We start from the raw sequence: 21,592 nt of genomic DNA on the forward strand, positions 1-21,592 counted from the left end.
AGGTGAAAGTTATGCAGCAATATGGGTCATACCGAATTGAGCTTGATCGTTTCAATATAAGCAATGACAATTCGAATGCAGCCTCAACGACTAAAGGCATAAATGATGCTATAGTATGGGCCAAGTCTGAGGGGTATCAGCATATCGTTCTTCCTAGTGGGGTTTATTGCGTCAGAATGGATCCTAGTTCCTTAGTTGCTATTAAACTAGTAAGCGGTATTCATCTAGAGTTGGAACAAGGCTGCGCCATCGAAATGGAAACGAATTCATCACCGAGTTACTCAATTATTGAAATGAAGGCGATTAGTGATGCCAAGTTGTCAGGTGGGCAACTAATTGGTGACAAGAAGACACATTTATATGAAATTTATGTGAATTTTACTAGAGGCGGAATTAATGCTGACGGTACATTGAACAATAATCCTAACTGGATCAGAAGCGATGTACTTGATCGTTACGAGCATCCAGGACTTCTAACTAATTTTAGATTATGGAGCATGACTGGTGTAAATGCATCCAGCTATCAGTTTTATCAATATAAAGATACCGTGTCCAAGGCGACTTTTGTAGGTTCTCGAACAAACGGTGCTTTTGCTCCAGCAAATCCAGCCGGAAGAGGTTGGCTTTTAAATGAGGATAAGGATGTAAGTAAAAACAACAAAATGGTATTTGCCATCTTATTACCTACCCCATTGACGGATAGTCAGATTAGCGCGCTTCGAGGTAAGGTTGACAATGTAGCTTATACTCATGAGAAGGGTTACGGGGTTAGTGTTCTCGGTTCTAATCAAATAGAGATAAGCAATATTGAAATTTCTAATTGTACAGGTGATGGGATTTATTCAAGCTGGGAGCAATATTATGATGATCCATCATTGTACACGCAGGAGCAGATGGGTTACCAGATCCTTATTCATGATACCAATATCCATCATTGCCGAAGGCAAGGGATTTCATTGTGCGGTTCAAACGATGTGCATGTCTATCGCAATCATATTCATCATATTGGTTTTGATGATGATGGGGTAACGTCAAATTTCCGAAATGGTACATCTCCTATGTTCGGAATTGACATTGAATCGCAAGTAAGTGAAACCAATATACCAGTTAAATCTGCGACTAATCCTTCAGGATTTGAACTAAATTATAGAATTTATATTTCAGACAATTATATCTATAGTAATGCGCGAGGGCATATAGTCAATGTTGATGGCACTAACATCAGTTTTGTTGGAAATAGCTTTGAAGGGAAAAATGTTGGAGGTATAAGCTCCTATTCTAATTATCCGTTAGTAAAATATTTAAACAATACTTTTATCGATTGTGATTTAAGTGTGCAAGGTGATAATTTCGTGAATGGCGCTGTATTTGTTAGGGGTAATTTAAAGCTTAATGATGTAAGAGGGGCAGTCGTACAAAACTGTGCAATTAAAGATGGTACGGTTACTGGCTCCAGTGTTTATGGCTATTTCGGGACACCTGCAGTTAATGTGACTACAGGAACTTTTACGTATAGTACCCCACATGGCATGGGCAATGGAGCACAAATATCATTTGAACAATGGGTAGGCAAGGTTCCGACAGGAATTAGCATTGATAAATTATATTACACAGTAAATATCTCTTCCGTAGCATTTCAGGTATCTGAAACGAAGGGAGGTCCACCGGTTGTTATTAAAGACGCTGGCCAGCCTGGATTTAACATTAGCAGATTTAATTACGGCAGATGTTATTTGTCCAACATCACAATAGAACGAGACTGGCGCAATGATAATACTTTAGCACGAAATTTCAATATTTTAGCAGCGGGTGCTGTCATTAGAAATGTTACGGTAAAGAATTACGATGTTTTAATAAACGTACCTCAAGATTATGTAGGACGCCCAAACATGATTAACGGCATGACGGTTATTGAAGGCTCTGCAAAATTTGAGGCTTCTCACATTAGCAATAGTGAATTTATTAGAGCTAAAAGTACAGTTATGGGAGCAAGTGACGTTCAGCTTGGTTCGACCGATGCAAAGTTCACTCGGCAAGTTACGCTGAGATCATCGTTGCTACAAAATTCTGGTATCGCGGTGGATGGCAATTCAATCGTTTCAGGCACCACCTTTATAAATTCAGCTATTGGCAAGTCGGACAATACGAACAAAGCTGTATTTTCACAATCTTATCTTGAAAACACGAAAGTAAATTTAAATTGGATTCGGCAAAATCAATCCGTAACTATCGCTAAATCTACATTTAGCGGTGTAACAGTAACAGGAACCGCCCCATATGTCCGATTGATTGATAACACTGATCTTAGCAGCAGCTAGCTTTTAACCTTAAAAAAAGAATAGATCCCTGTCACTTACAAGTTGAGACAGGGACTATTTTAAAATATAATGTTCGTTATTGAGAATTAAGGGGAGTGAACTAATGAAGTCAGCTTTACCCTCAACTGCCTACATATTGCAAATTCATAAAAACCCAGCCCAAGTAAATACGTTTATTAGTCAATTGACTGCAACCGATACGGCAGATGTATATGTTCATATTGATAAAAAAAATTACGATGAGGTATCACCTAAAATTAATAGATCCCCACGCATTAACGTGTTGGAAGAAAGCTGTAATGTGAAATGGGGAGATATTAGCCAAGTGGATGCAACGATCATGCTGCTAAGGAAGGTATTAACCTCAAAAGTAGATTATGACTTTGTATGCTTAAGGAGCGGTCAGGATTTACTCGTTAAAAATGGTCTTAAAGTTCATTTAATGGAAAATCCCAATAAAATATTTATGTCTGCGAAATTTATTCATGATCGTGATATTTCTGCTGCACATGTAAATATGAAATGGTTTGATTCAGCAAGAAGACAATACAATACATTCCACCCGCTTAGAGTTTTCAGAAGCATAATGCTGAAACTGTATAAGAAAGGTTTAGTTCTTTTCCCTAACCGCCAGTTAATGCCTAACAATTATTTGTTGTATCATGGCTCCTCATGGTTCTGCATACCAATTGAAGTTGCAAGATTTATCATAGATTTTATTGACCAGAACAAATGGTATTATCAATATTTCAAAAACGCTCTGTGCCCAGATGAATGGTTTTTTCAAACCTTAGTTATGAACTCGAAATATGCGGATCAGGTCGCTAATGATAATTTAACTTATTTAAAATGGGGTGAAGAATATAACAATAGTAATCACCCCATAAACTTAAGTTTTAAAGATATTGATTCTATTGAAAAATCGAATAAATACTTTGCGAGAAAATTCGATGAAAGAGAAGATGTAGCAATGATAAATTATTACAGCGAAAAGGTATGCATGTGAGCTTAGCATCGGAGAGGTATTTTTTTTGATTTATTTGTTCTTTATTAAGAATTATTGAGAGGGGTAAATAAAATGGCAATCTTAGTAACAGGCGGAGCGGGGTACATAGGCAGTCATACTTGCATTGAGCTTCTTGAAGCGGGATATGAATTAGTGGTTGTTGATAATTTTTCTAATAGCAGCTATATCGCTTTAGAAAGGGTAAAAGAGATTACAAATAAATCCTTTACCTTTTATCAAATGGATCTTATGGATCAAAAGGGACTCGAGCATGTATTTTCGAATCATGCTATTGATGCCGTTATTCACTTCGCCGGGTTAAAGGCTGTCGGAGAGTCTGTACAAATGCCTTTATCTTATTATCATACCAATATAACGAGCACATTAATTCTTTGTGGAGTCATGAAGAAATTTGGTGTTCAGAAATTAGTATTTAGTTCCTCGGCTACTGTTTATGGACGGCCCGAACATGTTCCGATTATTGAGGACTCACCGCTCTCAGCAACAAATCCATATGGCCGGACTAAGCTCATGCTAGAACAAATTTTACTGGATTTAGCTAGTTCAGATAACAGCTGGGGAATAACGATCCTGAGGTATTTCAACCCTATTGGCGCCCATAAAAGTGGTCGAATTGGAGAAAATCCAAATGGAGTGCCAAACAACTTAATGCCTTACATATCGCAGGTAGCTGTTGGCAAGCTTAAGCAGTTACATGTGTTTGGAAATGATTATCCAACTGTGGATGGCACTGGAGTGAGAGACTACATTCATGTAGTAGATCTAGCAAAGGGGCATGTAAAGGCACTGGAAAACATGAGTAGAAAATCAAATGTGAATATATATAATCTTGGCACTGGAAATGGCTACAGTGTGTTAGAGATGATTGCAGCCTTCGAGAAGGTAACTGGGCAAAGCATTCCATACGAGGTCGTTAACCGCAGACCTGGCGATATTGCTGTTTGTTATGCAGATACGTTGAAGGCAAATGTAGAATTGAATTGGTTTGCAACAAAAGGAATAGAAGAAATGTGCAGCGATACGTGGAGATGGCAATTTTCAAATCCGAATGGATATGAAGAAGATACACTGTTGAAATCTGAACTTGCAGCAAAATAATATACCGGATAGCTCTGTTAATGAAGCAACATTTTAGAGCTCCTAATTTGATCTAGCGGGCTCTATTTCCTTCCCCCGCTCCCTTTAACAATCGTTAAATAAATTCGACAAAAAATGTAATTATCTTTCATTTTTGTGAGACAGGAAGCGACAGCATACGCAATTAGAGTGATTTATAATACATCTATAAACGAATGACAAGCATAGGGAGACGTTGAAATGCGTTTAGTATCTGGGCACCTTAAACGCATGGAGTCAGTGGTGCAACCGTCCCAAATTGAATGGGGGACATGGGAAAATGGTACTTACAAAATCAGAGGATAATCAGGATTTAGATATGGAATGGGTAGCATTAATCATGAATGCACGTTCTTTGGGGTTTAGCAAGGAAGATGTTAGAAAGGTATTACTATGTCTTGAAGAAAGCAAGAAAGATGATATACAAGAAACAGCCGTATAAAAGAAAATAAAGCGCTACTCGCGCTTTATTTTCCATTTATTGAATTCTAAAAATTCTTTAAATTGATCTTTGCTTACGCCAGAAGCCATTGCTTCTCGAACTAGATCGGCCCACTCGGTGTCTAGATTGCTTGTTTTACGATCATTATTTTCATCGCTATTTAAAAATTCTTCAACCGTTACGTTTAATACTGCGCCTACCTTTTCGAGAAATTGAATCGAAGGATTTTGCTGGAGCCCTCGTTCAATAGAGCTTAAGTAAGATTTTGCGACGCCTGCCCGTTGCGACAACTCCGTTAGGGATAGGCCTTTTCTCTTGCGCAGCATCTGAATACGTTCTCCGATCATAGCAAACTCCCCCGTTATCTCTTCGTTGTAGACTAACACTATTATAACGAATAATTCTTAATTGCGAAAGCTTGTAAGTTTTAACGAATAAAAAATAAAATGACGTCTAAATTAGAAAAAAATAAGGTTAAACCCATTTCGAAATGTTGTTCTTATAAAAGAACGATGTTTCGTTTTATTTTGTGATATTTTGGTGAAAAAACGATTGACAACGTCCGTTTTCAAGTGTATTATTCAAATATGTTCTTTATTAAGAACTAAAAGACATTCAATGATGCTCGCATCTCGTTCGATTGAAGAACACGCTGGCTATCTAAATCGGAGGCACGAATGAGCGCAATAGCAGTCGTTTATGAAGTTGATCAGACAGCCCATGTGTTAGATCAGGGGAATAGACTGATGCAGCAATTATCGCGGTTTCCTTGCAATACAGCTCAAGCATGGAATAAGAACAATGTGTTTGTTGGATGCCATAATCAATGGATTACACCAGAGTCTGTCGGGGAATGCAATCCCTATTATGATTCAGAAAGACGTTTAGTCATAAGTGCCGATGCAATTATAGATAACCGTAATGAATTATTTGAATCACTAAACGTACACCTTGATCGTAGAATGCAAATGACTGATGCAGAGCTCATTTTACTCTCCTATGCAAAATGGGGTGTTGAATCACCCAAGTATCTAATCGGTGATTTTGCTTTTGTAATATGGGATGAAAGAGAGCAAAGAGTATTTGCTGCTAGAGATTTTTCTGGTTGCAGAACTTTGTATTATCACTGGAATGGAAATCGGTTAGCGATGTGTACGACGATGAAACCACTGTTAGAGCTGCCAGATGTTCATAAACGTCTGAATGAGCAATGGATGGCACAGTTTTTAGCTATCAGCACAGTAATTGATGTTGTTGACGTTACACAAAATGTGTATAAGGATATTTTGCAATTGCCGCCATCTCATTGCATGACATTGGTTAATGGTCAAGTAAAGGTCATGCGATATTTTAAGCTAACGGCAAATAAGAAACTTCGCTTCAAAACGGACGAACAATATGTTGAAGCATTCAGGGATGTATTTCAACAGTCAGTAAATGCACGATTGCGCACTTACAAACAAATAGGTTCACAATTAAGTGGGGGGTTGGATTCAGGAGCAGTAGTTAGTTTTGCAGTTAAAGCCCTTCGTCCAATAAATAAAGAAATACATACATTCAGTTATGTTCCTCCAAGCGATTTTGACGATTATACCTCTCGTCAAACGATTGCTAATGAATCACCCTATATTAATTCAACTGTCCAGTATGTTGGTGGGTTTCAAGCGAACTATCTTGACTTTAAAGATAGAAATTCGTTTTCAGATATTGATCCATTTCTGGAGACATTAGAAATGCCTTATAAATTTTTTGAGAACTCTTTTTGGATAAGAGGCATATTCGAACAAGCTGCGGCGAAAGACATTGGCATATTACTAACAGGTGCGCGAGGTAACTTGTCCATTTCTTGGGGTGATGCCCTCGAAAACTACTCTCGTCTCTTAAAACGTTTCAGATGGATTCATTTACATAACGAAGTAAAGGCATTTAGCAGAAATATGGGGACTGGGCGTGGACGAGTATTTTCTGTTTTGAGTAAAATGGCTTTTCCAGCACTTAGCAGATTACATATCAATCAAGAGCCTTCTATTGGACCTATTATAAATAGCGATTTTGCAACGAAAACTAAAGTTTTTGATCAACTTCGCGAGCATGGAATGGACCAGACAGGTTGGCTAGTCGAGCAGAACATTTATAAAATAAGAAGAGAACATTTTGAGAATCCATTATACTGGAATGCTACCAATACAGTTACATCAAAATTTTCGTTACCTAATGCTTTATGGAGTCGTGATCCGTCAAATGATAGTAGAGTTATCCAGTTTTGCTTATCGGTACCAGAGGATCAATATGTTCATAAGGGATTAGATCGAGCTCTTATTCGAAGAGCAACTGAAAATTATTTACCGGATGACGTAAGGCTCAACCAGCGTGTTCGCGGCGTTCAGGGTTTGGATTGGCTTCATCGTATAAGACCAGATTGGCATTTGTTTATCGAAGAGGCAGAGTCTATGAGCAAAGATGATAGAATGATGTCTCTTGTAGATGGCAACCTGGTTAAAGGAGCATTGTTACGTTTTAAAAAAAAGGCGGATTCAAATCTAGCAGAGGATGAAGGTTTGCGAGCCCTTATGAGAAGTGTAATTGTGTATCGATTCCTTAAACGACATTTTTAACCATCTACTCATAGCATCACTCTAATTTACTAGGAAAGCTAGATTGGTTTCATGGATACAAAAGTGATAAACATCATTAAGGAGGTGATACATATGTCAAAGAAGCAATGGATCAAGCCAGAACTACAAGTTCTGGAAGTCAAAATGACTGAAGCTAGTCCTAAAGTGGGTACTCGTTTGGATGCAACATTCCCAACTGGAACTCCCGTTCCAGACCTCCGTTATAGCTAATCGCAATTGTGTAAGTTAAACTTCAAGCCCTTGTATGTTTGTTATATAAGGGCTTGAATGTTAATTATCTTTTTATGGAGTGGATGTCTGTTGATTACAAAGGTCAGGGAAGGTTATAAAGCATTTGGTTTGAACATATCTAGTGAAATTCCATTTCCTGAACTACTTAGGATGAATGATCTTCAAGTGTGTAATGATGTTGAAGTTGTGATAGACCCCAGCTTTAAGGAAGCGTTTAATTTATCGCCTTATGAAGTTATTGTTGATGGAGAAGCAGTAACGATGAGACTACCTGATGCCGGTGTTTTTAGTATTCAAAATGGCAATAAGATCATTGTGTCTCCATGCGCTGAAGCAGACGAGGATGTAATTCGATTGTACCTTCTTGGTACCTGTATGGGGATCATACTTATACAAAGATCGATTTATCCACTTCATGGGAGTGCAGTTGTTATTAATGGTAATGCCTATGCTTTTATAGGTGAATCAGGGGCCGGCAAGTCAACCCTCGCTTCTGCTTTTGTAGGACGGGGACATAAGCTTGTAACAGATGATATTGTTCCTATTTCATTCTTACCAGCAGAGCATCGCCCTATTGTTACTCCCTCCTATCCGCAGCAGAAGCTATGGCAGCAGAGCTTGGATGCTTTCGGAATGAATAACGCTGAGCTTCGTTCCATTCATGGTCGGGAAACGAAGTACTGCATCTCGGTTGAAGATAAATATTATACGGATCCTATACCACTAGCAGGGATTTTCTTATTAGAAAAATCAGATGTAGACGGAATAAATATTCAAGCAGTTAAGAAGCTGGAAAGACTGCCTTTATTATTTCAACATACATATAGACATTTTTTAATTCCAAAAATGAACCTTGTGAGCTGGCATTTCGGTTTCTCCTCAAAGTTGGGAGAGAGACTGCCTATCTATCATTTACGGCGTTCGGAAAATGAATTTTCGGCTCCACAATTAGTCGATCTTATATTAAAAACCATTTCGTTGGAGGAATAAATGATGACAATAGAAACGAACAGCCTAACATTGAATCAGGCAAATCTAGTACAAGCGAGTATTGTTCGAGACCAGGAGAATATCGTTAGTGATATGGGCGGTGAAAAAGTTATTTTAAGTATCAGAAACGGGAACTATTATAATCTTGGCATTATGGGGAGTCAGATTTGGGAGCTAATACAGGAGCCTATTCCTGTCATGCAACTAATTGATAAGTTGATAGAACAATATGATGTCGATCGGATTACTTGTGAAGAGCAACTGCTGCCGTTCCTGCTTCATCTGTCAGAAGAAAAATTAATTCACTACAGTCTATAACGTTAAGGTGAGAAAATGGGGATTATAGGAAAATGTAAAACAGTTTTTTCTTTGGATATGAAGACGCTGCTCCTCTTTATCGAGACAGGTTTATATTTGGGAAGGATAAGAATGCAGCTGCTTTATTTTCCATTCTCACGGATAGCTCCTACACTAGGCGTTTATTTGAAGGAAACCGACTCTGAATATAGTCAGCAAAATCACGAGATAATTTTCAATGTTTATCAATCGATAGAAATAATGGGAAGAAATACGTTTTGGGAGACAAAGTGTTTAGTTCGAGCGATTACTGCTATGAAGATGCTGGAAAGACGTCAAATTGAAAGCACCTTGTATTTAGGAACAGCAAAGGACGAGAACGGGAAGTTAATCGCTCATGCTTGGCTTCGGAGCGGTTCATTGGTTGTCTCAGGTGCTGAAGAAATGAACAGATTTACCGTAACGGGTATGTTCGCTAAGTTCATTCAATGAAAAAGAATGGAAAGTGATGAGGTAATGAGTCACATTATATATTTCACTAAGAAGCTACATAGTTACTCTGGCAAGGTGCTTTATTTCAATTTATTCGGCATGATGCTCATTGGTTTGTTAGAGGGCGCTGGAATGTTATTATTAATCCCTTTATTATCTATTATCGGAATTATTGATTTTCAAATCCACGCTATACCTGGCCTCGCCTTTTTTGAATTTTTGCAAGTTATGCCTAAACTGCAAGCCTTATTGATCATCCTTTCCGTATATTTAACATTAGTTATCGGTCAAAGTTTTGTAAGTCGAAATCTTAGCATACGCGAAACGCGAATTTTGACAGGGTATGTTAATAGTGTGAGATTAGAAATATATCGAACATTATTGCAAACACAGTGGGCTTTCTTTTTAAAAAAACGAAAAACAGATCTCATCTCATCTTTGACCGATCAATTATGGCGTGTGACTAATGGCGCTTACCTTATTCTTCAACTTTTGACATCAATCATTTTTACAATGATTCAAATAGGTATTGCATTTGTAATTTCGGCTAAGATGACGCTTTTTGTGCTTGGCTTTGGTTTAATTGTCATTTTTATATCTCGTCGATTTATTAAACAATCAAAAGAGCTTGGAAGTGAAGCTATTGAACTTTATCAAGGTTATATGGCAGGCATTACGGATCAGTTCAATGGAATGAAGGATATTAAGAGTAACTCTTTAGAGACATCACGTTATCGTTGGATGCTGGGCTGGACTCGAAAACAAGCGGAAGAGCGGAATAGCAATAGTATTGTCAGTAATAATTCTCAGCTTGTTTACAAGTTGACTTCTTCACTTATGATAGCTGTATTTATTTTGTTCTCGGCGACAATGTTCCAACAAGAAGGCGGGTATTTATTGCTTATCATTGCTATTTTCGCTCGTCTATGGCCACGATTCACAGGAATTCAGTCCAATGTTGAACTAATTGCTTCCTCCATACCCGCTTTCAAAACATTGATGAACCTTCAAGAAGAATGCATGCAAGTTCAGGAAGTAACAGATATCATTCAATACGAAGATGAGAATGTTGGCAGCATGAAGTTCGAGCATCAGCTTGAATGCCGTCAAGTATATTTCCGTTACGATCAAGATCAGGTAGACTATACATTAGAAGCTATTAATCTTCGTATTCCTGCTAATGGTATGACTGCAATTGTTGGTCAATCAGGTGCAGGTAAAAGTACATTAATTGATATGATTATGGGCATGTTGAAGCCTGATCAAGGTTCTGTGCTCATTGACGGGAAGACGCTTACAGATGAGGATCTGTTGTCGTTAAGAAGATCAATCAGTTATGTCCCGCAGGAGCCGTTTCTGTTCCATGGGACGATTAGAGATAACTTAATATTAATCGATCCGAATGCGACGGAAGATCAAATATGGGAAGCGATGGAGTTCTCTTCTGCGGCTGAATTTGTTCGCAAACTTCCGGATGGCATTGATACGATTATTGGTGATCGTGGAATACGTTTATCAGGTGGGGAGCGTCAGAGACTCGTTTTGGCTAGAGCAATATTAAGAAAGCCATCTATCCTTATTTTGGATGAGGCTACAAGTGCACTAGACAGCTTGAACGAGACAAAAATTCAAGAAGCCATAGAGCGGCTTAAGGGAAAAATGACCGTTATCGTCGTTGCTCATCGCCTATCGACCATTCGGAATGCAGATCAGGTTATCGTGTTGGAAAATGGGAGAATCGTGCAAACGGGCCATTTTATCATGCTCGCTGAGGATAAAAAAGGACTGTTCAGCCGTTTGTTAGGCAATCAGCTGCAAGTAGCTTTATAAGCGGAACTTTACTATACTAATTAGAATAGAAAAAGTTCATGACAGGGACATGCTTTTAATCCTTGGGATAGATTAATTCAGAATTGGTTTCAATGATTAGGAGGACACATTTGGCTATTATACTAACGCTCGGAATAACCGTGCTTCTCTTGTACCTGCTCTTTATCCTCCCAACCCAGTGGTTAAAAATCGAAAAAATTACACATCCCATTGGCATTAACAAACGCATATTGCAAATAAGCGATTTGCATGTAGACAGGCTGCGCATAAGCGCAAAGCGAATTCAGCATGTCATTGCCTCCGTGCAGCCTGACTACATTTTTCTGACCGGCGATTATACGTATAAAGAACACTATTTGACGCGGGTAGGCTATTACCTTAAAGCTATAGCTGACAGCGGAATACCTGTCTATGCAGTGCTCGGAAACCATGATTATGAGCTTCCGCGTTTAAAGAATTTGCTCAATCTATTTGGCGTTTATGGGATTAAGGTGCTGCGTAACGAGAATGTCATGCTCGATGATTTTCAGCTTGTCGGAATCGACGATGACTGCTCTCATCATAGCCGAATCTTACCTTCATTTAGAGGTATTGATGATAGCAAGCCTGTCGTCATTATGACTCATGATCCTAATGTCGTTCTAAAAATTAATCGTCCTTTTCAATATTTGATGGCCGGTCATCTGCATGGGAAGCAGCTGAACGTGCCGTTCTTTTTTGCATTTAAGCCAAAGGGCCCGTTGTCCGTGAAAGGAATCTACAAAGGCCTTCATCACAATAAGGATGGCACCTTTTACATTTCCAAAGGCATCGGTCAAGCAGGCGTTAACGCAAGGTTTATGGTCAGAAGCGAGATTACGATTCATGACCTATAATTAATGATGCAGAGATGCAACTAGTCATCATCGGTATTTCTGCGGCTGGCCTCGCGAAAGGCAGCTGGAGGAATGCCTTTTGCTTCGGCAAACGTTCGAGAGAAATAATGTACGGATGAGAAGCCGCAGCGCTCAGCGATGGTTTTAATCGGCGTTGCTGTTTGTGATAGCAGCTGCTCCGCCACGCGGACTCGCTCATGTCTAACAAGCATGGAGAACGATTCATGAACGCTTTGTGAAAAAAGTCTAGATAGATGGCGCTCCGACACATTAATGTAGCGAGCAACCTCCGATAAGCTCAAATTAGCGCCTAAATTATCGCGTATGTACAGCTTTGCGCGGCTAATGAGGATAGCTGCATTGGAAGCGGGCAAAATGATTTCTGTATTTTTGTTCCTCCCGCCTACAATCGTAGGAAACGTTAGGATCAAGGCATGTGCCAGCTGATTCAGCAAGGCGATTGGCACAGCGAACATTTCTTCGCTTGGAATGAGCAGCGATTTCCAAATATGAGCGGTTGGAGAATGCTGCTGGTTTTCCATCCATATCGGGCCGCTGTTTAAAGACTGATTGTAATATTCGAATTCATCCGGCTTAGAAAGCTTCTCATCGAGCTCGTAGGCAACATATAATAAATCCAATTGGTCTACATCTTTAATTTGATGACGGATATTTGGCCGCGAGCAAAAAAGCACGCCTTCATGCAGAGGATAAGCCGTTCCGCCCTCCTCATAAATCCCCGTTCCACCAGCTACATAACATACTTCAAAAAATGAGTGCTTATGAACAGCGTTTGCGACGAGCTTAGGCACCGCTCCCCAGTAATAGACATGGATGGTCAAGCTCTCACCTTGCAGCAATCTTGCATATCGATTCAAGCGTTCTTCGCTTTTTGACCAAACGTACATTTGAACGATCAACTCCTATGGCGTAATAATGCAAAATTATGTCGTTAACAGGTAAATACGATTGCACTATATCCTATCTATAATTAAACCATATTCACATTAATTATACGATAAGGGGAATGAACATGATCACTAATGAAGATGTGCAATTTTATAAAGAAAATGGTTACTTGCTAGTTAGAGGCGTGTTTAACAATGAAGAGGTAGTTGAGATGAGAGCAGCTGTTGAGCGGATCATTCAACGAGCGGCGCTTGCTCAGGCTGATCATAACCACGCATGGCAAGGAGATTTTCTGCCGCCGGAGCAGCTTAAGAAGCTTGTGCTGAAAGGCTTCCATGATGTGCATTATCATGATGCCTCTTTTACTAAGGCAGTCATTCATCCGAATATGGTATCTGTATTGAATGGAATAATTGGTCCTAACGTACAGCTCCATCACTCCAAAATGCTTGTGAAGCCGCCTGCTAACGGAGCAGCATTTCCTATGCATCAGGATTACCCTTATTTCCCTCATAACGACCATTCGATGCTTGCTGCAAGTGTTCATCTTGATGATGCCGATTCAGAAAATGGCTGCTTAGCGGTTATCCCAGGTTCTCATTTGGAAGGACCGCTGAATCATGTGGGAAGACATTATCTCAACCATAAGGAATATCCAATTTCATCGGGAACGCTTTGCCCGGCGAAAGCAGGGGATGTCCTGTTCTTCAACTATTTGACGATTCATGGATCGGATGTTAACCGCAGTGACAGAACGAGAAGAAACGTTTTGTTCCAATATCGTGATGCAGCCGACAAGCCTTCTGTAAATACTCATTTTGATTGGGGCATGGGCCTTATGGTTAGTGGAGAAAATCTTGATTTCAACAATGTTAAACCAAAATTTGAAATTACGGAGTAACTACTTATACTGAAGTTACGCCACTAAGAGACGTATACAACCGGATGCAAAAGGTTGTTATACGTCTCTTTTTTGTGCGAAGTAATACTTGAAAGAGCTCTACATATTTATAGTATCGAAACTCCAAAAAGCTAAACGAATATTTCTCTGGAAGCTGTGGAAAAATCATATTGACATAAGTTTGAGAACGATGATATATTTGTTTCTGCAAAGTAGAGTATTCTTATCGGAATTAAAACGGAATTGATTTTAAGAGTTAATTTTTGCTATTAATCATAAGGTATAGACAGAAAGGATGATTGTTGTATTATGGAAAATAATTTATTGACAGCAATTGAAACAAACTGGATCAGTTTAGTTGTATCAGCAATAATACTTGGCGGTCTTTATTTTATGGCCAAAAAACGTGTAAGCTTCGGAACGAGAGTATTGGTCGCACTTGGCCTTGGCCTTGTGGCAGGTATTATTTTTAACAACTTTAAACTAGATACTGAGGGCGTAGGTACGATTGGCTCCATCTATATTAATTTAATTAAGATGATCGTTATTCCGCTCGTATTTGTTCTCGTAATTAACAGTATTATCTCGATTACGAATCTTGAGTTTCTACGCAAGCTAAGCGTTAAGACGATCAGTTGGTTTCTTGCAACGACAGGTGTAGCCGCGATTATCGGACTTCTAGTAGCATCTGCTATTAATCCGGGTGCAGGCTTCGAGCTTAAAACACCTGAAAATTTTGAAGCGCGTGAAGTTCCAAGCTTTTTCAAAGTGATATTGGATCAAGTGCCTTCAAATCCGATTAACGATGCTGCAGAGGGTAAAGTAGTGCCAATTCTTATTTTCGCATTATTCATTGCTATCGCAATCGTTAAGGTAGGAGCAAAAAATCCGGATTCCGTTCAACCGTTCAAAGCGTTCATTCAATCGGCAACCGTAATTATGCACCAGGTTGTTAAGTTCGTTCTTCGTTTTACACCGTATGGTGTGTATGCCTTGATTGCAGTTATGGCTGCTAGATACGGATGGGAAACACTCGAACCGCTTGCCATGTTGATTCTTGTAACTTATATCGCATTGCTCTTGCATTTTGTATTCGTCTTTGGCGGCCTTGTATCTTTTGTCGCTAAGGTTAATCCTTTGAAATTTTTCAAAAAAGCATATCCTACGGTAGCAGTAGCGTTCACAACACGCAGCAGCTTTGCAACGCTTCCGGTCAATCTTGAAGTTATTACGAAGCGCCTTCGCATTTCACCAAAAATCGCGAGCTTTGTAGCACCGCTTGGCGCTACGATGAACTTTAACGGCTGCGGCGGGGTTTGGCCGGCTGTTGTAGCAGTATTCATCTCACAAGTTTACGGTGTATCGCTTACTGCAACAGATTATGTACTTATCGTACTTGTTAGTGTAATCTCTTCAATCGGTGTAGCAGGCGTACCAGGTCCAGCTTCCATTTCGACAACAGTTGTTTTGACAGCAGTTGGCTTACCGCTAGAAGGTATTGCACTCGTTGTTGCTGTTGAATCTCTAATTGATATGGGTCGTACGGCTGTTAATGCTACGGGTACTACGGTTACTGCATTGCTTGTAGCAGATTCCGAAGGCGAATTCGATCGTGAAGCATTCAACCGCGGTGACGAAGATGACCTAGAGCTTAATCCTGCATAAACCAACGTATAAATAAGCTTGGAAAAAAGCCCTTGGAAACACGTGATACGACGTGTTATCCAAGGGCTTTGTTTAAATATAAGAAAGTATATAATTTTCTCATACTTATCTTATATTTCACCGTCAAAGCTACTTCAGCGTCTAAGGACGCCGAAGGCGTTTTTGCTTGGTTTAAGGTTCATCATGTACTTCAGGAAAATCATGGTCGTATTCATCTTCACCTGGATAGTCACGAGGCATTCCTGCATGAAGCGCTCGATTCTCATAAGCGAAGCGATTGGATGGTCGCTGATCCACTCTCCAAGGCGTACTTTTTCCTAGCGATTCCATCAGCAGATCAGAGCCATACGGTCCATCCGGAAACTCCTCCGGAATGAGATCGTTGCGCTGCGATTCTACTGTTGATACATCTGTATAGGGCTGGCGATTTTCAGGAACAAATCGATCCATCAGCAGACTCCTCTCAAATGGTATTAGTTTACCATTTCAGTGTACCCTGATTAATCGGTAAAATGCACCGTTCCAACAACAAAGTATAAGAATTGAGCGAGCTCAGCCGCCTCTTCTTCTGTCAGCTTAAACGTATGTTCAAGATAACCTTCCTCTTCAAGGTCATCAGGACCGATAATCGCTGTTTTGCCAAATTGAAGGTCAGTAATTAGTTTTTTGCCGTAAAAACGGCTAGTGGAAGTAATTGCAAGGTCGAATCGCTTCAAGCTAGGTCCAATAAAAGTGACGTATCTTGTAGACGTTTCTTCCGTGGAATCGGACATAAAATCAAAATCAGGCAACAGCATAAAGTATAGCCTCCAATTCATTAATACAATCATTATACAATATTATGTTCTGCTTTGGCTTATTGCAGTTTATACAAGCTATGGTACATTAGTAATAGCAGTGCCATCAGGAGGGATACAATGATATGAACTACAATTCCGAATCGTCGCGTGATGCAAAAGGATCTATTCGTGACTATGTATACGATAAGCTGAAAGCAGATATATTGGATTTGAAACTGGAGCCGGGTCGTTTTATTTCAGAAAAAGATATAATCGAGATGTTGAAGGTGAGCAGAACACCAATCAGAGAGGCATTCGTGAAGCTTTCGCAAGAGGGACTTATTGAAACGATACCCCAGCGAGGTTCATTTATTTCTCTCATTGATCTGGATATGGTGGAAGAGTCACGCTTCGTGCGGGAAACGCTGGAAAGTACAATCGTCAGGCTGGCATGCGAGCAGCTTAAGGCTGAACAAGTGCTGCAGCTGCTAAACTTGATTGCCCTGCAAGAGCTCTGTATCGAAGAAAAAAACTATAAGCGATTGTTTGAGCTCGACGATGAGTTTCACAAAACGATTATCATCGGATGTGGGAAGCTCCGCACATGGAAGCTGCTTCAAGAGCTTAGCGCCCATTACCAGAGGGTGAGGATGCTGCGCCTAGCTGCAAACGATGATTGGCATATTATTTTGAGCCAGCACCGTGCAATCGTGGCGGCAATTAAGGACAAGGACGCAGATGCGGCGGAAAAAGTGATGCATGAGCATTTGAATCGTTTTCAACTGGAGAAGGATGAGCTGAAAGAGAAACACCCCGCGTATTTTAAGTAATCATGTACAATGAAACGGCAGGCAGCCTCATAGGAGGTGTCGGCTGTTTTTTGATTTTGCAATATATACTCATATTAAAAAGGCATATGCACTTGTCTGAATTAATTGTATACTAGTATTATCAGTTAAGAAAAATGACTAAGGAGATGGAATTATATGATTCGTGTTGCGATTATTGGAACCGGCTCTATATCGTCTGCTCATATCGAAGCTTATCTGGCACTTGGGAACCGCTGCAGTATTGTTGCTTTATACGATATTATTGATGCAAGCGCGCAGGACAAAAAAAAGAAGTTTCAATTGAATTGTGAAATTGTAAACGATTACAAAAATTTGCTGTCGCGTGATGATATCGATTTGGTTTCGATTTGCACACCGCCCTATACACACGCTGATCTTTCGGTAGACTTCCTGCAAGCAGGAAAACATGTCATTGTCGAGAAGCCAATGGCATCTTCGCTGGCTGAATGCGATAGAATGAACGAAGCCGCTGCCGCATCAGGAAAAATTCTTTCCGTCATAAGCCAGAATCGATTTGGCGATGCGGTCATGAAGCTTAAGAGCGTGTTTGATTCTGGGCTTGCAGGACGAATCGTGCATGCGCAGGTTGATTCCTTTTGGTGGCGAGGGTATACATATTATGATTTGTGGTGGCGCGGAACTTGGGAGAAGGAAGGCGGAGGCTGTACGCTGAACCATGCCGTACATCATATCGATATGTTCCAATGGATGATGGGGATGCCGGATAAAGTGACGGCCATTATGGCTAATACTTCCCATGATAATGCAGAAGTTGAGGATTTGTCGGTAGCGATTTTGTCTTATCCGCGAGCGATTGCTCAAATCACAAGCTCCGTCGTTCATCACGGACAAGAGCAAAAGCTTATTTTCCAAGGTGAGAAAGCGCGGGTATCGATGCCATGGCAGGTAACCGCTTCATCTGCACAGGAAAACGGTTTTCCTATAGAAAACCCGGAATTGGAGCGGCAAATTGCTGCCGTTGCAGACGGTACAGCTTCCTTAACCTACGTAGGGCACAAGGGTCAGCTGGATAATGTTATAACCGCGATTGAAAACGGCAGCGGCGAAGTACTCGTAACGGGAGTGGAAGGAAGAAAAACGCTTGAGCTTATTACTGCTATTTATCAAGCTTCCAGCACAGGGACAACTGTAGAGCTGCCTATTCGACCAGACAGCCCTTTTTATACACGAGAAGGGATTATGGCGTCAGCGACTCACTTCTATGAGAAGAAAAACTCCGTTGCAGCGTTCAGCAGCAATCAAATTACGGTAAGCGGAGAAAGCAAATAGGAGCGGATCCGATATGACGTACTTGGAGCGAGCTGCCTGGGGTGTATCTAGATCATCAGGAAGATAATGCGAGAGTTGTCGTAAGCATTGAGGGTAAACTTTTTACTCGGTACCTATATGCGGCTACGAGTGCGAAACCTTACTTTTACCCCTTAATCGGACCGCATGGAAAGACACTGATCCATGATGGGCCGGACGATCATCTTCATCATCACGGGTTATGGTGGGGACACGATGATGTGAACAGTCATTGACTACAGCGGTGAACTGTTTCTCAGCATGCAGCGAGACGGAGATGAAGTGGTCAAGCAGTACACCGAGGCAGGTATTGCGGTTTTCTCCCATCCAGAAAATGAAACTTTTGCTTCTCAATGGTTTGTCCGTGATTATGGCCCTTTCACACCTGCGAATTTCCATTTCTGTGGCGGAAAGCTGTTGCCAGGCGGAGATGCAATAACGATGAAGCACCGTATTTACATTCAGGAGGGGAACACAGAAAAAGGCGGAGTAAAGGACAGATACAGTGAATACGCCGAACATGACAGGCAGCTAGCTTCATGGACTAAGGCATAATCAACAACTGCACGGAGGAGGCCGCGTAATCGCGGTTTCTTTCCTTTGCAGGTAGAGGTCGGCTAGAAGCAGAAACTAGAAACTTTTTTCTAATTGTAAGCGCTTCATAAATGGACGGGAGGTTGGTTCATTTGAAGATGAACTGGTATTACCGGATGATGCTGTCGTATACACCGATATTTTTCTTTGTTATTTCATCAGTTATCTTTTTGTTTTTTTCAACATTAAATCATTCGTCTGAGAAGAAGTATTTGGAAACGAATCAAGCGATCGTGGAGCAGACGATGCAAAATGTGGACGCCAACTTGCAGCTGATTGAGCGCAATGTGGTAAGGGAAATGCAGACGGACAAAACGCTGCAAGCCTTTTTTAATGAAAAGCCCAAGTCACTGTATGATTACTTCGTAATTCAAAAAAAGTTAGTTGAAATATCCTCATCTTTGCCGTTCGTTAATTCCATTTATATTTACAGTGATCATACTGGAAAAGTATTATCCGAAGCAGGGATGGTCAAGCTCGATGCGTTTAAGGACAAGCCTTTTTTCGATTCGCATCAATCAAGATCGGCTGCAATAGGCTGGACGAGCCCAAGAGAGTATAGTCAATCTATCCTAGACGATTCCACTCGCAAGGTTGTTTCACTGCTAAAGGCTTACCCATTCGCGTCTGATAAGCAGGGAGCGGTGGTCGTCAATCTTAATGTAAGCTCCATCATCGATTTTATGAATCAATTCAATGGATACGGCGGCACGATTCAACTTCTCGATTGGGAGAAGAAGCCGTTTGAATCCACTCTGCCTTCTGCCAAGGAAGGCGGTATTTATGCCAGCTCCCCATACACCGGTTGGCAATTCTATGCAGACAGCGAGCATGCCAACGAATTTTCCGCCCTCTCTTTGTTTTCCAACATGTGGTTTATTATCGTATTTATCATCATCATACTTGCCTTAGTATGGTTTACCTTTATTACGCATGTCTCTTACAAGCCGATCCAGACCATCATGGGTAAAATCGACGGATATGCGGCTCGCAAAAGCCAAGAGCTTGGCATTAAGCTGCCCCGAAACGAGTTCAAATTTATCGAAACCGCGATTGATCATTTATTAAAGAAATCGATTGATTATGAGCATCTGCATAAAGAGGATTTGCTGCTTCGACAACGGAATCTCCTTCAGGAGCTGCTTGTTGGACGATCCATGCTGACCGATCAGGAATGGAAAAATCAGGCATCGGCACTAGGCTTGCCGCATTCCTATGAATGGCTTGGCGTCATTGCTCTAGAAATTGACCATTTTGCCGCATTTACTGATAAATATAAAGCCAGTGATCAAAACCTGCTGAAATTTCTTATTGAATCCGCTTTTCGAGAGCTTATGCAGCAGAAGGAATTTCAGATCCAACACGTATGGACAGAGCCTCAGCGAATGGCTTTTGTTGTCCTTCTACAGCAAAGCTCAGGGTCCATTCAAGATAGGCTGGTACAAGTATGCGAAGAATTCCGCAAGTGGATGAACGAGCATTTGGAGTTAACCGTATCTTGTGGAATTGGGAACTTCGTCCATTCCATTCATAATATTGCGGCCGCTTACCACAGCGCTGCTGAGAATGTATCCTACAAAGCTGTTTTTGGCACAAACAGCGTAATTGATAACCGGTTAAGATATACAAAACAAACAGGAGAGACACTTCTTTGCTTTCAATCCATATTGGAGCTGTCACGCTCTTGCCGGATGGACGACGGGCAATGGGAGATTAAGCTGAGCCGAATTTTTCTTAAGTTGAAAGGCATGTTAATCTCGCGCGCGGATATTGAAGCGTTCATTCATAATTTAATCCGCCAGCTAGAGAAAGATATGGAAGCATTGCCAAGTGATATCGAGACGATATGGAGCAGCGAATACCGAAGCAGGTTCAGGCAAATCGCCCAGCATGCTGAAACGATCGACGAGCTTGAGATTCAGCTTACGGCTGTTTTGACTGAACTTGCGGGCGATAGGGATAAGAAAAGGCTGAATGGCAAAAATCATACGATCGCCCTCCAAACGAAGGAATACATCGACCAGCATTACACTGATCCGAGCTTGTCTCTCGTTCAAGTCAGCGAGAAGTTTGGTCTAAGCGCTAGAAGCGTTAGTCATTTGTTTAAAGAGGAGCTTGGCGAAAATTTTATCGATTATTTGCTTAAGGTAAGATTCGCACATGCGAAGAACATGCTGCTTGAAACAGATGAGCCTATCCAATGGATTGCAGAACAGGTAGGCTATACACACGTCATTTCCTTCCACCGCGCTTTCAAAAAATTGTTCAATCTACCGCCAGGTGAATATCGAACCATTTATCGGTTAAACGAATGAATGGCAACAAATCTGC

Annotated in this window: 21 protein-coding genes and 1 riboswitch; of the genes, 17 read left to right on the forward strand and 4 right to left on the reverse strand. The window is 40.7% G+C overall.

The genetic code is table 11. From position 1 onward, the window contains the following. Positions 1-11 precede the first annotated feature (11 nt). The 4 genes from MHH56_RS08640 to MHH56_RS08655 all read left to right on the forward strand — a co-directional run bounded on the left by MHH56_RS08640 (position 12) and on the right by MHH56_RS08655 (position 4,903). Positions 12-2,318 (forward strand): right-handed parallel beta-helix repeat-containing protein, encoded by a 2,307-nt coding sequence (locus MHH56_RS08640; RefSeq protein WP_339207748.1) that lies wholly within the window; start codon positions 12-14, stop codon positions 2,316-2,318. Positions 2,319-2,421: 103 nt separating this feature from the next. After that, positions 2,422-3,324, forward strand: coding sequence for a beta-1,6-N-acetylglucosaminyltransferase (locus MHH56_RS08645; RefSeq protein WP_339207749.1), 903 nt, complete (start codon positions 2,422-2,424; stop codon positions 3,322-3,324). A gap of 72 nt (positions 3,325-3,396) precedes the next feature. Beyond that, the gene (galE, locus tag MHH56_RS08650) at positions 3,397-4,443 is read left to right on the forward strand and encodes a UDP-glucose 4-epimerase GalE (protein WP_339207750.1); all 1,047 of its coding nucleotides are present in this window, start codon (positions 3,397-3,399) and stop codon (positions 4,441-4,443) included. Positions 4,444-4,641: 198 nt separating this feature from the next. Further along, positions 4,642-4,723, forward strand: a riboswitch (cyclic di-GMP riboswitch). An 18-nt stretch (positions 4,724-4,741) separates the two neighbouring features. Further along, the gene (locus MHH56_RS08655) at positions 4,742-4,903 is read left to right on the forward strand and encodes an anti-repressor SinI family protein (RefSeq protein WP_339207751.1); all 162 of its coding nucleotides are present in this window, start codon (positions 4,742-4,744) and stop codon (positions 4,901-4,903) included. 14 nt (positions 4,904-4,917) lie between these two features. On the opposite strand, the gene MHH56_RS08660 is transcribed toward MHH56_RS08655, so the two are convergent. After that, positions 4,918-5,250 (reverse strand): helix-turn-helix domain-containing protein, encoded by a 333-nt coding sequence (locus MHH56_RS08660; protein WP_339207752.1) that lies wholly within the window; start codon positions 5,248-5,250, stop codon positions 4,918-4,920. A 330-nt stretch (positions 5,251-5,580) separates the two neighbouring features. Here MHH56_RS08660 and MHH56_RS08665 point away from each other — a divergent pair, with 330 nt between their 5' ends. From MHH56_RS08665 to MHH56_RS08695, 7 genes are all read left to right on the forward strand, one after another. Further along, on the forward strand, positions 5,581-7,518 hold the full coding sequence (locus MHH56_RS08665; protein ID WP_339207753.1) for an asparagine synthase-related protein: 1,938 nt from the start codon (positions 5,581-5,583) through the stop codon (positions 7,516-7,518). Positions 7,519-7,611: 93 nt separating this feature from the next. Continuing rightward, positions 7,612-7,749 carry a paeninodin family lasso peptide gene (locus MHH56_RS08670; RefSeq protein ID WP_339207755.1) on the forward strand — a complete coding sequence of 46 codons (138 nt, stop codon included), beginning with the start codon at positions 7,612-7,614 and terminating at the stop codon, positions 7,747-7,749. Between the two features lie 90 nt (positions 7,750-7,839). Beyond that, positions 7,840-8,760, forward strand: coding sequence for an aldolase (locus MHH56_RS08675; protein ID WP_339207756.1), 921 nt, complete (start codon positions 7,840-7,842; stop codon positions 8,758-8,760). Next, positions 8,761-9,078: a lasso peptide biosynthesis PqqD family chaperone gene (locus tag MHH56_RS08680; protein ID WP_339207757.1), complete on the forward strand. Its 318-nt coding sequence runs from the start codon at positions 8,761-8,763 to the stop codon at positions 9,076-9,078. Between the two features lie 15 nt (positions 9,079-9,093). Then, the gene (locus MHH56_RS08685) at positions 9,094-9,549 is read left to right on the forward strand and encodes a lasso peptide biosynthesis B2 protein (protein ID WP_339207758.1); all 456 of its coding nucleotides are present in this window, start codon (positions 9,094-9,096) and stop codon (positions 9,547-9,549) included. Between the two features lie 24 nt (positions 9,550-9,573). Further along, positions 9,574-11,379: an ABC transporter ATP-binding protein gene (locus tag MHH56_RS08690; protein WP_339207760.1), complete on the forward strand. Its 1,806-nt coding sequence runs from the start codon at positions 9,574-9,576 to the stop codon at positions 11,377-11,379. Between the two features lie 110 nt (positions 11,380-11,489). Then, the gene (locus MHH56_RS08695; protein WP_339207761.1) at positions 11,490-12,254 is read left to right on the forward strand and encodes a metallophosphoesterase; all 765 of its coding nucleotides are present in this window, start codon (positions 11,490-11,492) and stop codon (positions 12,252-12,254) included. 20 nt (positions 12,255-12,274) lie between these two features. Here MHH56_RS08695 and MHH56_RS08700 read toward each other — a convergent pair whose 3' ends face one another. Further along, positions 12,275-13,162, reverse strand: a complete 888-nt coding sequence (locus MHH56_RS08700) for an AraC family transcriptional regulator (RefSeq protein WP_339207763.1) — start codon at positions 13,160-13,162, stop codon at positions 12,275-12,277. A gap of 125 nt (positions 13,163-13,287) precedes the next feature. Here MHH56_RS08700 and MHH56_RS08705 point away from each other — a divergent pair, with 125 nt between their 5' ends. Both MHH56_RS08705 and MHH56_RS08710 read left to right on the forward strand, forming a co-directional pair. Further along, on the forward strand, positions 13,288-14,064 hold the full coding sequence (locus MHH56_RS08705; RefSeq protein WP_339207764.1) for a phytanoyl-CoA dioxygenase family protein: 777 nt from the start codon (positions 13,288-13,290) through the stop codon (positions 14,062-14,064). 309 nt (positions 14,065-14,373) lie between these two features. After that, positions 14,374-15,729, forward strand: coding sequence for a dicarboxylate/amino acid:cation symporter (locus tag MHH56_RS08710; RefSeq protein ID WP_076267838.1), 1,356 nt, complete (start codon positions 14,374-14,376; stop codon positions 15,727-15,729). A 171-nt stretch (positions 15,730-15,900) separates the two neighbouring features. On the opposite strand, the gene MHH56_RS08715 is transcribed toward MHH56_RS08710, so the two are convergent. Both MHH56_RS08715 and MHH56_RS08720 read right to left on the reverse strand, forming a co-directional pair. Continuing rightward, a complete protein-coding gene (locus tag MHH56_RS08715) occupies positions 15,901-16,179 on the reverse strand; it encodes a hypothetical protein (RefSeq protein WP_339207766.1) in 279 nt (92 codons plus the stop codon). 50 nt (positions 16,180-16,229) lie between these two features. Next, on the reverse strand, positions 16,230-16,526 hold the full coding sequence (locus MHH56_RS08720; protein WP_179089790.1) for a DUF3055 domain-containing protein: 297 nt from the start codon (positions 16,524-16,526) through the stop codon (positions 16,230-16,232). A 125-nt stretch (positions 16,527-16,651) separates the two neighbouring features. Between MHH56_RS08720 and MHH56_RS08725 the strand changes: the two genes are divergently transcribed. The 4 genes from MHH56_RS08725 (at position 16,652) to MHH56_RS08740 (ending at position 21,576) form a co-directional block, all read left to right on the forward strand. Beyond that, entirely contained in the window at positions 16,652-17,338 is a 687-nt protein-coding gene (locus MHH56_RS08725) for a GntR family transcriptional regulator (RefSeq protein ID WP_339207767.1), read from the forward strand. A 156-nt stretch (positions 17,339-17,494) separates the two neighbouring features. Further along, the gene (locus MHH56_RS08730) at positions 17,495-18,649 is read left to right on the forward strand and encodes a Gfo/Idh/MocA family oxidoreductase (RefSeq protein WP_339207768.1); all 1,155 of its coding nucleotides are present in this window, start codon (positions 17,495-17,497) and stop codon (positions 18,647-18,649) included. 279 nt (positions 18,650-18,928) lie between these two features. Next, entirely contained in the window at positions 18,929-19,222 is a 294-nt protein-coding gene (locus MHH56_RS08735) for a DUF6807 family protein (protein ID WP_339207770.1), read from the forward strand. 137 nt (positions 19,223-19,359) lie between these two features. Then, the gene (locus MHH56_RS08740; protein ID WP_339209534.1) at positions 19,360-21,576 is read left to right on the forward strand and encodes a helix-turn-helix domain-containing protein; all 2,217 of its coding nucleotides are present in this window, start codon (positions 19,360-19,362) and stop codon (positions 21,574-21,576) included. Positions 21,577-21,592: the final 16 nt, after the last annotated feature.

This window comes from Paenibacillus sp. FSL K6-3182, from assembly GCF_037976325.1.
GTDB lineage: Bacteria > Bacillota > Bacilli > Paenibacillales > Paenibacillaceae > Pristimantibacillus.

Coding starts and splice junctions, on each gene's coding strand:
- MHH56_RS08735 (WP_339207770.1), top strand. CDS start 18,929: ATGCAGCGAGACGGAGATGAAGTGGTCAAGCAGTACACCGAGGCAGGT.
- MHH56_RS08685 (WP_339207758.1), top strand. CDS start 9,094: ATGGGGATTATAGGAAAATGTAAAACAGTTTTTTCTTTGGATATGAAG.
- MHH56_RS08705 (WP_339207764.1), top strand. CDS start 13,288: ATGATCACTAATGAAGATGTGCAATTTTATAAAGAAAATGGTTACTTG.
- MHH56_RS08690 (WP_339207760.1), top strand. CDS start 9,574: ATGAGTCACATTATATATTTCACTAAGAAGCTACATAGTTACTCTGGC.
- MHH56_RS08670 (WP_339207755.1), top strand. CDS start 7,612: ATGTCAAAGAAGCAATGGATCAAGCCAGAACTACAAGTTCTGGAAGTC.
- MHH56_RS08725 (WP_339207767.1), top strand. CDS start 16,652: ATGAACTACAATTCCGAATCGTCGCGTGATGCAAAAGGATCTATTCGT.
- MHH56_RS08715 (WP_339207766.1), bottom strand. CDS start 16,179: ATGGATCGATTTGTTCCTGAAAATCGCCAGCCCTATACAGATGTATCA.
- MHH56_RS08740 (WP_339209534.1), top strand. CDS start 19,360: ATGAACTGGTATTACCGGATGATGCTGTCGTATACACCGATATTTTTC.
- MHH56_RS08640 (WP_339207748.1), top strand. CDS start 12: ATGCAGCAATATGGGTCATACCGAATTGAGCTTGATCGTTTCAATATA.
- MHH56_RS08730 (WP_339207768.1), top strand. CDS start 17,495: ATGATTCGTGTTGCGATTATTGGAACCGGCTCTATATCGTCTGCTCAT.
- MHH56_RS08720 (WP_179089790.1), bottom strand. CDS start 16,526: ATGCTGTTGCCTGATTTTGATTTTATGTCCGATTCCACGGAAGAAACG.
- MHH56_RS08645 (WP_339207749.1), top strand. CDS start 2,422: ATGAAGTCAGCTTTACCCTCAACTGCCTACATATTGCAAATTCATAAA.
- galE (WP_339207750.1), top strand. CDS start 3,397: ATGGCAATCTTAGTAACAGGCGGAGCGGGGTACATAGGCAGTCATACT.
- MHH56_RS08655 (WP_339207751.1), top strand. CDS start 4,742: ATGGTACTTACAAAATCAGAGGATAATCAGGATTTAGATATGGAATGG.
- MHH56_RS08660 (WP_339207752.1), bottom strand. CDS start 5,250: ATGATCGGAGAACGTATTCAGATGCTGCGCAAGAGAAAAGGCCTATCC.
- MHH56_RS08680 (WP_339207757.1), top strand. CDS start 8,761: ATGATGACAATAGAAACGAACAGCCTAACATTGAATCAGGCAAATCTA.
- MHH56_RS08700 (WP_339207763.1), bottom strand. CDS start 13,162: ATGTACGTTTGGTCAAAAAGCGAAGAACGCTTGAATCGATATGCAAGA.
- MHH56_RS08710 (WP_076267838.1), top strand. CDS start 14,374: ATGGAAAATAATTTATTGACAGCAATTGAAACAAACTGGATCAGTTTA.
- MHH56_RS08665 (WP_339207753.1), top strand. CDS start 5,581: ATGAGCGCAATAGCAGTCGTTTATGAAGTTGATCAGACAGCCCATGTG.